The 13,054-nt window shown below is 59.7% G+C and carries 14 protein-coding genes and 1 pseudogene; 10 read left to right on the top strand and 5 right to left on the bottom strand.

What is annotated here, in order from left to right; all coding sequences use genetic code 11:
* Nucleotides 1-44: 44 nt before the first annotated feature.
* Nucleotides 45-1,085, top strand: a complete 1,041-nt coding sequence (bioB, locus tag KQH55_RS06000) for a biotin synthase BioB (RefSeq protein ID WP_083705945.1) — start codon at nucleotides 45-47, stop codon at nucleotides 1,083-1,085.
* Between the two features lie 17 nt (nucleotides 1,086-1,102).
* Nucleotides 1,103-1,468 (top strand): annotated as a pseudogene (locus KQH55_RS06005) (8-amino-7-oxononanoate synthase); the annotation flags it as partial.
* Nucleotides 1,469-1,753: 285 nt separating this feature from the next.
* Here the strand turns inward: KQH55_RS06005 and map are convergent.
* Entirely contained in the window at nucleotides 1,754-2,581 is an 828-nt protein-coding gene (gene map, locus KQH55_RS06010; protein WP_076797188.1) for a type I methionyl aminopeptidase, read from the bottom strand.
* On the bottom strand, nucleotides 2,581-2,814 hold the full coding sequence (locus tag KQH55_RS06015) for a ParD-like family protein (RefSeq protein WP_076784879.1): 234 nt from the start codon (nucleotides 2,812-2,814) through the stop codon (nucleotides 2,581-2,583). The genes map and KQH55_RS06015 overlap by 1 nt, the downstream gene beginning before the upstream one ends.
* A gap of 515 nt (nucleotides 2,815-3,329) precedes the next feature.
* On the opposite strand from KQH55_RS06015, the gene KQH55_RS06020 reads away from it, so the two are divergent.
* The 7 genes from KQH55_RS06020 (at nucleotide 3,330) to KQH55_RS06050 (ending at nucleotide 10,118) form a co-directional block, all read left to right on the top strand.
* A complete protein-coding gene (locus KQH55_RS06020) occupies nucleotides 3,330-4,331 on the top strand; it encodes a LysR substrate-binding domain-containing protein (protein WP_235090381.1) in 1,002 nt (333 codons plus the stop codon).
* Between the two features lie 204 nt (nucleotides 4,332-4,535).
* The gene (locus tag KQH55_RS06025; protein WP_373566365.1) at nucleotides 4,536-5,741 is read left to right on the top strand and encodes an ABC transporter substrate-binding protein; all 1,206 of its coding nucleotides are present in this window, start codon (nucleotides 4,536-4,538) and stop codon (nucleotides 5,739-5,741) included.
* A 12-nt stretch (nucleotides 5,742-5,753) separates the two neighbouring features.
* Nucleotides 5,754-6,671 (top strand): branched-chain amino acid ABC transporter permease, encoded by a 918-nt coding sequence (locus KQH55_RS06030; protein ID WP_076795120.1) that lies wholly within the window; start codon nucleotides 5,754-5,756, stop codon nucleotides 6,669-6,671.
* 14 nt (nucleotides 6,672-6,685) lie between these two features.
* Nucleotides 6,686-7,723 (top strand): branched-chain amino acid ABC transporter permease, encoded by a 1,038-nt coding sequence (locus tag KQH55_RS06035; RefSeq protein ID WP_235090382.1) that lies wholly within the window; start codon nucleotides 6,686-6,688, stop codon nucleotides 7,721-7,723.
* On the top strand, nucleotides 7,720-8,490 hold the full coding sequence (locus KQH55_RS06040; protein ID WP_076795122.1) for an ABC transporter ATP-binding protein: 771 nt from the start codon (nucleotides 7,720-7,722) through the stop codon (nucleotides 8,488-8,490). Before KQH55_RS06035 ends, KQH55_RS06040 begins: the two co-directional genes overlap by 4 nt.
* A complete protein-coding gene (locus KQH55_RS06045; RefSeq protein WP_076795125.1) occupies nucleotides 8,487-9,203 on the top strand; it encodes an ABC transporter ATP-binding protein in 717 nt (238 codons plus the stop codon). The genes KQH55_RS06040 and KQH55_RS06045 overlap by 4 nt, the downstream gene beginning before the upstream one ends.
* A gap of 51 nt (nucleotides 9,204-9,254) precedes the next feature.
* Nucleotides 9,255-10,118, top strand: coding sequence for an alpha/beta hydrolase (locus tag KQH55_RS06050; protein WP_076795128.1), 864 nt, complete (start codon nucleotides 9,255-9,257; stop codon nucleotides 10,116-10,118).
* Between the two features lie 203 nt (nucleotides 10,119-10,321).
* Here the strand turns inward: KQH55_RS06050 and KQH55_RS06055 are convergent, their stop codons facing one another.
* Both KQH55_RS06055 and KQH55_RS06060 read right to left on the bottom strand, forming a co-directional pair.
* A complete protein-coding gene (locus KQH55_RS06055) occupies nucleotides 10,322-11,134 on the bottom strand; it encodes a carboxylesterase (RefSeq protein ID WP_083703660.1) in 813 nt (270 codons plus the stop codon).
* 18 nt (nucleotides 11,135-11,152) lie between these two features.
* The gene (locus KQH55_RS06060; protein WP_170872391.1) at nucleotides 11,153-11,410 is read right to left on the bottom strand and encodes an integrase core domain-containing protein; all 258 of its coding nucleotides are present in this window, start codon (nucleotides 11,408-11,410) and stop codon (nucleotides 11,153-11,155) included.
* Between the two features lie 547 nt (nucleotides 11,411-11,957).
* Between KQH55_RS06060 and KQH55_RS06065 the strand changes: the two genes are divergently transcribed.
* On the top strand, nucleotides 11,958-12,533 hold the full coding sequence (locus tag KQH55_RS06065) for a lysis system i-spanin subunit Rz (RefSeq protein WP_076795133.1): 576 nt from the start codon (nucleotides 11,958-11,960) through the stop codon (nucleotides 12,531-12,533).
* A gap of 349 nt (nucleotides 12,534-12,882) precedes the next feature.
* Here the strand turns inward: KQH55_RS06065 and KQH55_RS06070 are convergent.
* Nucleotides 12,883-13,054: transposase (locus KQH55_RS06070; protein ID WP_373566368.1), on the bottom strand; the 172-nt coding region annotated here is incomplete at its 5' end.

A 13,054-nucleotide genomic window follows, 5' to 3' on the forward strand; every position in this document is an offset into this window, starting at 1 on the left:
GCCGCCGGGTCGTTTGGATCCCATCCGCATAGGAGTATCTGCATATGTCGATTAGGCCAACAGAATCGTCGGCTCATTCCTCCAGTTTGTCCGGCGACGACGCAGCGCCAATCCGGCACGACTGGACGCGCGAGCAAATTACGGCGTTGTTCGATTTGCCATTCGATGACCTGCTATATCGCGCGCATACCGTGCAGCGACGTTATCATGCCGGCCGCGGCCTGCAAATTTCGCAATTGTTGTCCATCAAGACGGGTGGATGCCCGGAGGACTGCGGCTACTGTAGTCAATCGGTCCACGCCGAGACCGACCTGAAAGCGACCGCATTGATGAGCGTGGACGCGGTGTTGCAGGCCGCTGCGCAGGCCAAGGCCGCCGGCGTGCAGCGCTTTTGCATGGGGGCCGCATGGCGCAGCCCGCGCGAGCGCGACCTGGAGCGGGTCTGCGCAATGGTGGAGGGCGTGAAGGCGCTGGGGCTGGAAACCTGCGTGACGCTCGGCATGCTGACCGACGCACAAGCGCAGCGCCTAGCCGACTCCGGCCTGGACTACTACAACCACAACATTGACACGAGTCCCGAATACTATCCATCCGTGATCACCACGCGTACGTTGCAGGAGCGGTTTGACACACTTGAGCACGTGCGCAACGCGGGCCTGAAGGTTTGCTGCGGCGGCATTGTCGGCATGGGGGAGTCGCGCGAGGATCGAGTCGGCATGTTGCAGACATTGGCCAATTTGCCAGCACACCCGGAGTCGGTGCCGGTCAATTCCCTAATGCGGATCGAAGGCACGCGGCTCGCGCACGAGCGCGACGTCGACGGGTTGGAGTTCGTGCGCACGATCGCGGTGGCCCGCATCGTGATGCCGGCGTCCGTGATACGGCTCTCGGCCGGGCGTGAGCACATGAGCGACGAGCTTCAGGCGCTGTGTCTGTTTGCTGGCGCCGGCTCAGTGTTCATCGGCGAGAAACTGTTGACCACGCCCAATCCGGCTCCCCATCAGGACCGCGAGCTGATCGACCGGCTTGGCGCGACGAGCCAGGAATCGGCCCCGATCCAATGGATCGCCAAATCACGGCAATGATCTCCAGAAACACTCGCATGAAGCTGCTCGAATCGCTTGGGCGCGGCTTGTCGGCGCTCGATGCAAACCACTTGCGCTGGCATCGGCGCATTGCCGACAGTGCGTGCAGCGCGCGGATGAGCGTGGACGGGCGACGCATCGTGGGTTTTGCGAGTAACGGCTACCTGGGACTTGCTGCGCATCCAGCGTTGATCTAGGTGTTGGGCGACGGCGCACGACGCTATGGTGCCGGCAGCGGGGGGCTCACCTGCTGGGTCTCCGATGCGCTGAACCATGCTTCGCTGATCGACGGCACGCGGCTATCCCGCGCGTGCGTGCAGATCTATCCGCATTGTGATACCGAGACCCTGGATGCGATGGTAGGCGCGAGTGACGCGGCGACGTTGGACGACGCGGGTCTGTGGGTGCCGGCCATCCGGCCGCCGACGGTTCCGCCTGGCACGTCCCGGTTGCGGATCTCGTTGTCGGCTGCGCACACGGACGAAGACCTGGACCGGCTGGAGACGGTGCTGGCTGGTGTGGCGGTAACATCCTGATCGATACCGACGTCGGTGGCACTGGACCCAGCGGCGACGCAGGGGAAGCGAGTCGCGCCACCGATGCAACAGTCCGGCGGCGGTGCCGACCAAGCTCGTCAAAGTGCTGACGTAACGTTGGCAAGGTCAGTGTTAGGTGGGGTGGGGCACGGCATCGCACAGGCCGAACGGCTGCGGCATGGCACCATGCGCCTCGGGCCACGGTGTGAGTACCTCCGCGCCGGTCTCCGTCACCACGACCATATGTTCCCACTGCGCGGACCACGAGCCATCCTGCGTCACGACTGTCCAGCCGTCCGCCAGTTGCCGCGTGCCAGCCGACCCGGCGTTGAACATTGGCTCGATCGTAAAAATCATGCCGGGCTTCAGTTCGAGGCCGGTTCTCGGGCGTCCATAGTGGAGCACCTGCGGCTCGTCGTGATAGACGCGTCCGATCCCGTGGCCGCAATACTCACGTACGATACCGAAGCCTTCGCGTTGCCCGACGCGCTGGATCGCATGGCCGACATCGCCGAGCGTGGCGCCCGGACGCACAGCGGCAATGCCCGCCATCATCGCTTCGTACGCAGTGCACACTAGTCGCCGTGCCGCATCGTCTGGCTCGCCGACAAAGTACATGCGGCTCGTATCGCCATACCAGCCGTCCTTGATCACGGCGACGTCGATGTTCAGAATGTCGCCGTCCTGCAACGGGCGCGATGATGGAATGCCGTGGCACACCACGTGGTTCACCGACGCGCAGATCGTCTTCGGATAACTGTGATAGCCAACGTTGGCCGGCGTCGCTCGTTGCACGTTGACGATATAGTCATGGCACAGCCGGTCGAGTTCGTCGGTGCTCACGCCGGGCTTGACGTAAGGGCCAATCATCTGCAAGACGTCCGCGGCCAGCATGCCGGCACGACGGGCCATCGCAATTTCGGCGCGCGAACGGAGTGGGACTCGGGCAGCGCGCCGCATCATGCTGCCTTGCTGACGTCGTTGTCCAAGCCGGCAGTATGCCAAGGCGTGCCCGCCGCCTCGGCCTGCATTAACAGCCGGCATAGTCCGGTGTAGTCGAGCGTTGGGTTCAATTCCGCGAGCATCCCGATGCGCAGCCAATGTTCAGCCTGCGCGTTGATTGAGCGGCTCAGCGCGCCGCTTGCGTAGCGCAGCGACTTGTGCATCTGTTCGGAGATTTTGACGATGCCCATCGGTGACCTGTTTGAATATATGTTTTGTATATGATTCGTATAATACTGCACTGTCGAAACAAGTTAAACCCCCCGTAGCGGTAGCGGCGATGGCCCCGGATAGCAGGTGCGTCCGTGCTAAGACTTGAGCTTAGCTTAGCCTCAGTCGTAGCGAACGCGCCAGTGAGACAGGCCTCGTACTCCCTGCTGCACGATCCCTTCGATCAATGCCCACTTGCATCAGCGGGGCTGACAGGTAGATGCCCGCCGGCACCCACGCAGACCGATGGATGTGTCGGAAAGGCTCGCCCAATCTAGGGGCCGGTGCACAAAAAATAATGAAAATTCAAGGCCGTTATAGTCCAAACGGTAATATCAGCCGATGGGTCGGATCGACGGCACACACTGCGGGAAGGCTCACGCTGTACGTCGATGATTGGGATCGTGCATTTCTGCGTTACGCTACGGGATCCGGACAAGGGCCGTGCCCTCACTTGGGCCGATATATGGATATGGAGGATCGACGGGACTTCACGATGAATGAAAACGTACGCCAACCCTTACCGCGCACCCATAAGCTCACGCACGTTTCACTGTCGCGCAAACTCAAGTTGCAGCAGTTGATCCTGATTGCCAAGGTCATCGACAGTGGGTCACTGCTGCGCGCTGCCAATGAGTTGAGCATGACGCAGCCGGCGTTGACCAAGTCCATCCAGGAGTTGGAGGCATTCTTCGGCGAGGCCCTGTTCGAGCGCACGAACCGCGGCGTCGTGCCGACGGAACTGGGTCGGCTGCTGGGCCGTCGCGCTAAATCGATGATCACCGAACTGCGCTACCTAACCGATGAGGTCAATACGCTGCAAAGCGGTACGGCCGGGCACGTGATCGTCGGCACGCTGATATCAGCGTCGGCCCGGCTGCTGCCGGTGGCGATCTGCAAATTGAAGGAGCAGGCGCCGGACATGCTGGTCACGGTGCGCGAGGGGGCAACTGCGCAGTTGTTCCCGGCGCTGGCGACCGGCGACCTGGATATCGTGGTCGGCCGCCTGCCCGAGCGCGAGCTGCCGCTTGCCAATGCATTCCCGCTGCAACACGAGGTCCTGTTCGAGGAATCGATGTGCGTGGTGGTCGGTGCCAAGCATGCGGCAGGCCTGTCCGCACAACCGAGCCTTGCTGACTTAATGCACTTGCCGTGGATCGTGCCACTTGGCGATTCTCCAGTCCGCTTGCGAGCTGAACGGCTGTTCTATGACGCCGGCTTGCCGATGCCGGCTGATCGCGTCGAGTCGCTGTCAATGCTGACCAATCTCGGCCTGTTGCTCGAGCGCCCCTGCGCGGCGCTAATGCCGCGCGCTGCCGCGCGTCAGTTCGTCGATGCGGGTTTGTTGGCGGTTGTCAAGATCACCGAGGCGGCGGACTTTGGCGCCGTGGGGTTTTCGGTCCGGGCCAACAAGAAAATTAGCCCTGCATGCATGCGCTTCATCGCCTGCCTTCGTGAAAGTGCGGCCCTAGTTCACGGCGTGCTCAACGGCGGATAGATCGCTATAACGATAGGGAATAGCGCATCCTGAAAAGGTTATTATTGTTTATGCTCAACGCCGCTTAGACTGGCTGCACTGATCTGATTCTTAGACCTGACGCGCGGCTCGAGCAGGTCGCTGCGACGATGCGGCGACCTACCGGGAGCGGGCCGCCGTTCCGTCTGCTGAATCGATATAACAGCCTCGTCAGGAGACCCACGCATGACCGACCGAGTCGATCACTCCTCGCCGTGGTGCCGCGGCGCTCACATGCTGATTGCGCTGGCCGCTGCCGTACTGTATTCAATGCCCGTGCAAGCGGTCGAGCCGGGGCCGCTGAAAATCGGTTTCCTCGCGACATTGTCGGGCCCAGCCGGCGCGCTCGGCCAGGACCAATACGATGCATTCATGCTGGCTGTCGAGCAAAAAGGCGGCAAGCTGGGCGGTGTACCGGTCCAAGTGCTGCGCAAGGACGACCAGCTCAAACCGGATGTCGCGCTCCAGGAAGCACGACAACTGATCAATCGTGATGGGGTGAAAATCATCACTGGCGTGACGTTCTCCAACGTGATGATGGCAATCCACAAACCGGTGACCAGCGCCGGCGTGTTCCTGATCGGTTCCAATGCCGGCCCCACGCAGCTTGCTGGTCCGGGATGCTCGCCGCTGTTTTTCTCGACCTCGTGGAATAACGATGAACTGCATGAGGCAGGGGGGCAATTGGTGCAGGACTTGGGCTATAAGCGCGTCTATGTGATGGCCCCAAACTACCAGGCGGGACGTGACGCGATCACGGGCTTCAAACGCGATTACCACGGCACGATCGTCAATGAGGTGTACACGCAGGTCAACCAGCCTGATTACTCGGCCGAATTGGCTCAGTTGCAGGCTGCGCGTCCGGACGCCGTCTATGTGTTCTATCCGGGGGGCATGGGCGTGAACTTCGTCAAGCAGTATCGGCAGGCCGGTTTGCTGGGCAAGATCCCGTTGATTTCGGTCTCGACGATCGATGGCACGACATTGCCAGCGCTCAAAGAGATCGCAGTCGGCGCGATTACCGTCGCACCGTATGCGCCTGATTTGAAGAACGCCCAGAACGCGCAATTTGCCTCGTCGTTCGAGTCCAAGTACGGGCGCAAGCCATCCATGTACGCAGCGCAGTCATATGATGCGGCAAATCTACTCGATGCAGCGCTGTCGGCCGTCAAGGGCAACGTGGCAGATCGCGATGCGCTACGTGTCGCACTGCGCACCGCGCAGTTTCAATCGGTGCGGGGCGCCTTCAACCTGGAATCCAATCAATTTCCCCGTGCCGGCTTCTATCGCGTCGACGTCGTGCGCACTGCCGCCGGTGCCGCATTTGAGAGCAAGAACCTGATCGTGCCAAAGTCCCGCACGCCGGTCTTGCAGCAGTGCAAAATGAACTGAACGGATGCCACGATGAACCTGACGTTGGCGATCATGCAGTGCCTCAATGGCCTGCAGCTCGGCATCCTATTGTTCCTGATGGCGGCCGGCCTCACGCTTGTGTTCGGTATTGCAAACTTCGTCAACTTGGCGCACGGCTCGCTTTACATGATAGGCGCTTTTGTCGGCGCGCTGGTGTACAACCTGACAAGTTCGTTCATGTTGGCGACGCTGGCTGTCGTTCCCGCCATGATGGTCGTGGGCATCGCGCTGGAAGCGGGAATATTCCGCCGCCTCTATGCACGCAACCACCTCGATCAGGTGCTTGCCACGTTCGGGCTGATCTTGTTCTTCAATGAGCTGGCCCGCACTTTGTGGGGTCCTTCTCCCTACTATATGGAAGTGCCGCCCTCGCTGTCCGGCGCCATCGACGTATTCGGCATCAACTACCCTGCCTATCGGCTGCTCATCGTGGTCGCCGGTATTGGCATTGCCCTAGGCTGCTACGTCGTCATTCATCGCACCCGCATAGGCATGCTGATTCGTGCGGGCGCGACACATCGTGACATCGTTACCGCACTAGGCGTCAACATGGGATTACTCAATGCGTTGTTGTTCGGCGTTGCCGCTGCGTTAGCGGGCGTTGCAGGGTTGCTTGCCGGCCCGATCTTGTCCGTGCAGTCTGGCATGGGCGAGCCCGTTCTGATCCTGACGATGGTGGTCATCGTCATCGGCGGGATCGGATCGATCCGCGGTGCTTTCTATGCGGCACTGATCGTCGGTGTGGTGGACACGCTCGGCCGTACGCTGCTGCCGGTAGCGCTGCGCGAGCTGCTGGAGCGCAGCGCCGCCGACAGCGCCGGGCCTGCGCTCGCATCGATGCTGATCTATATCCTGATGGCGGCCGTGCTCGCGTGGCGTCCACAAGGGCTTTTTCCGGTCAAATATTGAACAGGCGGATGATCATGTCGATCCCATTAGCCGCGCGCCGTACGGCGCGTTCAACATTGAGCAGCCACGAGCCAGCCGCGCGCGCGACGCTCGCCGGCAAGATGTCATGGTTGGTCATGGCCGTGTTGATCGCGGTGCCGCTCTACGCACAGGCAACCCAGCAGCCGTTCTTATTGACGTTGGTCACGCGCATCGCGATTCTCGCCATCGCCGCCATGTCGCTGGATCTGATATTGGGCGTCGGCGGTCTTGTGAGTTTTGGACACGCGCTGTTCTTTGGGCTGGGCGCTTATGCCACCGGGATGCTCGCGCAACACGGCGTGAGCAGCGGCTGGCTGCACTTGCTTTGCGCGGTCGCGGTCAGTGCACTGGTAGCTGCGGTGACTGGTGCCATCGCGTTGCGTACCCGCGGCATCGCATTCATCATGATTACGCTGGCATTTGCGCAGATGTTTTACTTTCTTGCAGTCGGTCTTCGCGAGTATGGGGGCGATGACGGCTTCGCGCTGGCTGCCGGCAGTCAGTTCGGCGCCGTGCAGCTGACTGATCCGCTCACGCTATACGTTGTATCTGCATGCCTGCTGCTGGCGCTGCTCGCGTTCGGCAGACATTTCCTACACACTGCCATGGGCCTGACACTGGGCGGTATCCGGATCAATGAGTGCCGGATGCAGGCGCTTGGCATACCCATTACGCAATGCAAACGGGCTGTCTATGTCGTGGCCGCGGCATTGTCGAGCATCGCTGGCATGCTATTCGCGAACCTGACCCAATTCGTGGCTCCGTCGTATCTGTCCTGGACAATGTCCGGTGACCTGATCGTGATGGTAGTGATCGGCGGCGCTGGCACGTTCATCGGCGCAGTGCTCGGCACGTTTGCGATCGTGTTGGCAGAAGAAGGGCTCAAGGCTGTGACGGAACACTGGATGCTCGTCATGGGGCCGTTGATCGTGGTGGCGGTGCTTGTCAATCGCCACGGGCTGGCAGGACTGCTCGAGTCGTTCGGTGCACGCATGAGCCGCAGCCCCCGTGCGGCGGGAGAGCAGGTATGAGTTTGTTGCAGGTGACGGGATTGACCAAGCGTTATGGCGGCTTTGTCGCGACCGATCATTTCAGCATGACGATCGAACCGGGCGAGATTCATGCGGTCATTGGGCCGAACGGGGCAGGCAAGAGCACGCTGATCGCGCAACTGGCCGGCGAGTTGCGCCCGGACGCGGGCACTATCAAGTTTGACGGCCGCGATGTGACATCGGCAAGCATCAGTCAACGGGCGCGGCTCGGCTTAACACGCTCATACCAGATCACGTCTGTGCTCCCGGACTATACCGCACTGCAGAATGTCATGCTCGCAGTCAATGCGCTCGGGCCGCGGCGCTTCAGCTGCTGGGGCGCGCTCGCGCGCCAGAGCCGCGTGCGCGAGCCCGCACTGGAGCTGCTCGAGCGTGTTGGGTTGGCGCAGCGCGCGCACGTGAGCGCGGCGCAGATGGCGCATGGTGAGCACCGCCAGTTGGAGCTGGCGATGGCGCTCGCCGGCCGGCCCAAGCTGCTGTTGCTCGATGAGCCCATGGCAGGCATGAGCCAGGCCGAGTCAGAGAACATGACGGCACAGCTGCACGAACTCAAGGGTCGTCATGCGATGTTGCTGGTGGAACACGATATGGACTCGGTCTTTGCACTGGCCGACAGGATCACTGTATTGGTCTACGGCAAGCCAATCGCTACGGGGCGTGCTGACGAGATCCGCATTGATCCCCGCGTACGCGAAGCTTACCTTGGTAATGACACGGCACCGCAAGGCAAAAGGGAACACGTATGACGGGCCGATTACTCGAAGTCGAATCGCTGGTAGCGTTTTATGGCCGCAGTCAAGCGTTGTTCGGCGTTGATCTGATGGTCGACGACGGCCAATTCGTGACACTACTGGGTCGTAACGGGATGGGCAAGTCCACCACAGTCAAGTCGATCACCGGCTTGCTGCACAATTGCACGGGTGTCGTCCGGCTTGGTGGCAAGTCGGTGCATTCAAGTGCGTCCTATCGGATCGCGCGGGCCGGCATCGGTCTTGTGCCTGAGGGCCGACACGTCTTCCCGACCTTGACGGTGCGCGAGAATCTTGTCGCGACAGCACGCGCCGGCTATCCGCGGCAAGGGGGGCTGTGGACGCTGGAGCGTGTTTACCAGCTGTTTCCAAGGCTCAAGGAACGCGAGCGTCATCTCGCTTCAAACCTGTCCGGCGGGGAGCAACAGATGCTTGCCATCGGCCGTGCGTTGCTCACCAATCCGCGCCTGCTGATCCTGGACGAAGCGACAGAAGGGCTGGCGCCGTTGGTCCGCGAGGAAATCTGGCGATGCCTTGCTGAACTGAAGCGGACCGGATTAGCGATCCTTTGCATCGACAAGAACCTCGCGTCGCAACTGGCGATTGCAGACCATCACTACTTGATGTCCAAGGGGCGCGTGGTCTGGCACGGCGACTCGGCACAACTGCGGGCGCAGGCGGACAAGTTGAGTGCGCACCTAAGCATCTAGCGACGCGGCAGCCGGTGCAGCGTATCATTTCGAACTGACAGCGGGAATATCATGCCGTTTGACTTGACGTTTTCTGACCTCGCTGAGCGCGCTGTTCAGTACAATGCTCGCGCATCCGTGGCCGACTTCGATGCGCAAATGCGTCTATACGCGCAGCTAGCCGAACGGTCCCGGCAAGCCTGCCCGGCGATACTCGACCAACGCTATGGCATGGGGCAGGCCGAGCGCATCGATATCTTTCCGGCCGTCGCGGCCGGCCAGCCCGCGCCGCTCTTCGTCTACGTCCACGGTGGATACTGGCGTTCGCAGCGCAAGGAAGACGCATGTTCGATGGCGCAAGCGCTGACGAGCCACGGCGTGGCAGTGGCGATGGTTGAATACACACTGTTGCCTGAAGCGACGCTTGCCGAAGTCGTTCGCGAAGTGCGCAGCGCGGTCGCATGGTTGTATCGCCATGGTAGAACATATGGCATCGATGTTCAGCGGATCATCGTCTGCGGTAGCTCGGCGGGAGCGCATCTGGCCGGCATGCTGTATGGCGACGACTGGCAACGTGCGTTCGAAGTTTCGTCCGATGTCATCAAGGGGATCGTCGGCCTGAGCGGACTCTACGATATCCGGCCGTTATGCGACATCAACGTCAACGAATGGCTACGGCTCCATCCGGAGCAAGCGGCGTTGCTCAGCCCGGCGTTGCGGTTGCCGCACGACGGACCGCCGGTGGTATTGGCGGTCGGAGGCCTGGAGACAGCCGGCTTCAAGCACCAGACCTATCATTTTCACGAACTGCTGGTTGCAAGAGGATTGCCAGTACGACTGGTACAGCAGCCGAATCGCAATCATTTCAACCTCATCAACGAGCTTGCCGATCCGTCCAGCGAACTGTTCCGCGCTGCGCTAGCGTTGCTGCAGTAGAGCGGGGCGGTTGCCGCCGGTGATGCGTCATGCCGCGCCGGCAGGACGTGACATGACGCAACCGTATACCGCATCTACCAACTGTAGCGATAGCTCGCCTGGCTAGATCTGTCGTATTCGACAGATGTACTCTTTTGGATACGAGGCGCCGCTTGATGCGGCGTTTGCTTTCGCGCTAGGACAACATGCCGACGATCCTGTTTTTACAACCGACGCAGTTGCTCCGAGAAAAACGAGCGGGTACGTTCGGCGATGACTTCTTTGTCAAAGTCGATGGTCGCGACGTGGAAAGAATTTTGAAGCACTAACAGCCGTCGGTCCGTCGAACTAATGCTATTCAGGATGACCTGCCCATTCGCTGGCGGTACGACATGATCTTCCGGGGAAACCATAACCAGAGTCGGACAGATGATTTTTGGCAGCAGATCTCGTGTCACGTTCATCAAGCCGTAGATTTCCTTGATCGTGGACACCGGGATTTCGTGGTATGCCACCTCAGTAACATTCGGATCCTTGACGTCATTGCCTACACCGACAAGGTAGTCCGGCGCATCTTTTTGGTATGCCAGCTCAGCCAGCGTGTGGGTTCCGAAATAAAGGCACGCGTTGATCGGCACGGCGGCCTTGATTTGCTGAGCATACTGTGCGGCCATGTACAAGGTGAGGCAACCGCCCATTGACAGTCCCGCTATGAAAATCGTCGTACACCGCTTGGAGAGCAGCTGCAGCCCGTCTTCCAGCGAGCGGATCCAGTCGGTCGCCGTTGTTTCAGCCATCGCGGCAGGCGAGTCGCCATGCCCTTTGAGCCGCGGCGCGTGGACCGTCCAGCCTTCCTTGTTGTGCAGATACTCGCCCAGATACCGCATTCCCGACGTCGTGCCGGTGTAGCCGTGTGACAGCAGTACACCCACTTCATTTCCTTCCAGTAGGAAGGGCTGCCCGTTTTCTCGATAGATTTCCGGCGTCATGATTTTCGTGCTCCTATGTTGATCGTGTGGTAATCTCTCTGTTTCCATGGGGTTCAAAAGTGCAAACTATGCGGCCATGGCCAACCGCTGCTTTGGCGTCAATCGGCCCAGGGCCATGTTCAGGTGGTCGTGATTGTAAGTCCATATCCAGTCGGTCGCGAAACGCTGCACGTAGTCCAAGTTTTCCCAGTGGTACAACGACGCCATTCGTACGTACCGCACGGTCCGGTTGAATCGCTCGACATACGCATTGTGCTTAGGTTTACCCGGCTGGATGGAGTCAAGCCTGATGCCATACTGCTGGGCCCATTCGTTGATCGCCATGATCAGGTATTCGGGCCTGTTGCCACACCGAATCACTTTCGGCCTGCCACGCCAATTGATGGTCTGCCGTAGCGTACGGATCACCCGCTGAAGCAAACTACTACAGGCAACTCAGAAATACCGCTGACGTGCCCGTATTAACTTAAACCAACCGGCCTCCACGATTCCCGGCGCGGTTCACAAGACAGTGCAATGCCCAATGATTTTTGCATCATTGTGCGCATCACCAACGTGTCCATGATGACGTCATGATTGCACTTAATTAAGCGATGTCAAGTGCATTGTTTCTCGATGGCTTGTTTCTGAAGTAGGGCCGCTATGCCTGCATTGCTAACTCTTTCAATGATGGCGGTTTAAATCATGATTCGTTTGGACGATGAGATAAATTCGGTATATAGTGTTTTTGCCTTTTTCAGCCCGTCTAGCGTTCCGGCTGCATGAGTGCATGGGATAGGTTTAGTACACAGGCAGGAGCAGAAATCTTTGTGGGATAGCAGTCGACGTGCCTTAGGCGGGGAACACAGCTGCTACGGTCAAGGAGAGTGCAATGCAGCATTTGCTGAGATGGATCGCACCCTATAGTGCTCTATTTATTGTGGGGATTGCGTTGGGTTGGGGCATGAGCTCGGTCATCGCTGGTAGGCGGCTGGCTGAGGAAAAAGCTGTGCGAGCCCGGGATCATGAGCAGCATGCCGAACAAATAAAAGCGATTTCAGACGCAGCCTTGGCCGCGCAACAGAAAGCGACCGCTATGCGTGAAGTTCAGACCCACCGGATCGAAACACTGGATGCACAACTGAGTCAGGAGCGTCAAGCCCATGAGAATGAAAATCAACGTCTGCGCGATGCTATTGCTGCTGGTACTGAGCGGTTGCGTGTGTCGGTCGCCAACTGTTCAACCCGTAGCCGTGACGTGTCCGACTTTGCCTCCGCCACCGGAATGGGCAATGGTTCCCCCACCTACGCAGACCTCGACCCAGCGGTTGCAGAACGCGTTTTCCGGGTCGCTGACGACGACCAGCGAGAAATAGATAAGCTCAAGGCTTTACAAGCTTACGTGTGCGCGGTGCGGCCTGAAACCGCAGAGTGTCCCGTGACCGGGCTTCAGTCGGCGGTACCATGACAAAGTGTCTTAAACGACTGGTCACCACAGGAGGTATCCACGCAAGTCTGTAGTGTAATTCAAGCGTATGGTGATCAAGCAATCATTTAAGCGAGATGCGTTGGTTGCCAAGATGGCCCGCCAAACAATGTCCATGCAATACGTAAGCATAGCCCGAACAGCTGGATACCAGATACGCGAACCTATAGCAAGGGCAGAACATGACGTGGTAGTTTAAACTGTTGTGTGCTATCCGTGTTCAGTTTAAGTGCCTGAACACAGGATGACCTGACTCTGGTGAGTAGGGACGTGCCCGGGAAGTACGGGGGGCAAATCCAGCCGTCAAGAAGGGCGATTTGACTAAGAGTCGCTAACACAAGTCGTCCACGAAGCGCGAACAGATAATGGCGGCGGCCAAGCGGAGCAAGGCGATATGAATGTCCAGACGCCGCTCGAAGCGGATGCGCAGCTTACCAAAACCGGCAAACCAGGCGTGCGTGCGCTCGACTACCCAGCGATGCCGTCCAAGCCGCTCGTGCTTT

This window comes from Mycetohabitans sp. B3 (genome assembly GCF_021498065.1).
Classification (GTDB): domain Bacteria; phylum Pseudomonadota; class Gammaproteobacteria; order Burkholderiales; family Burkholderiaceae; genus Mycetohabitans.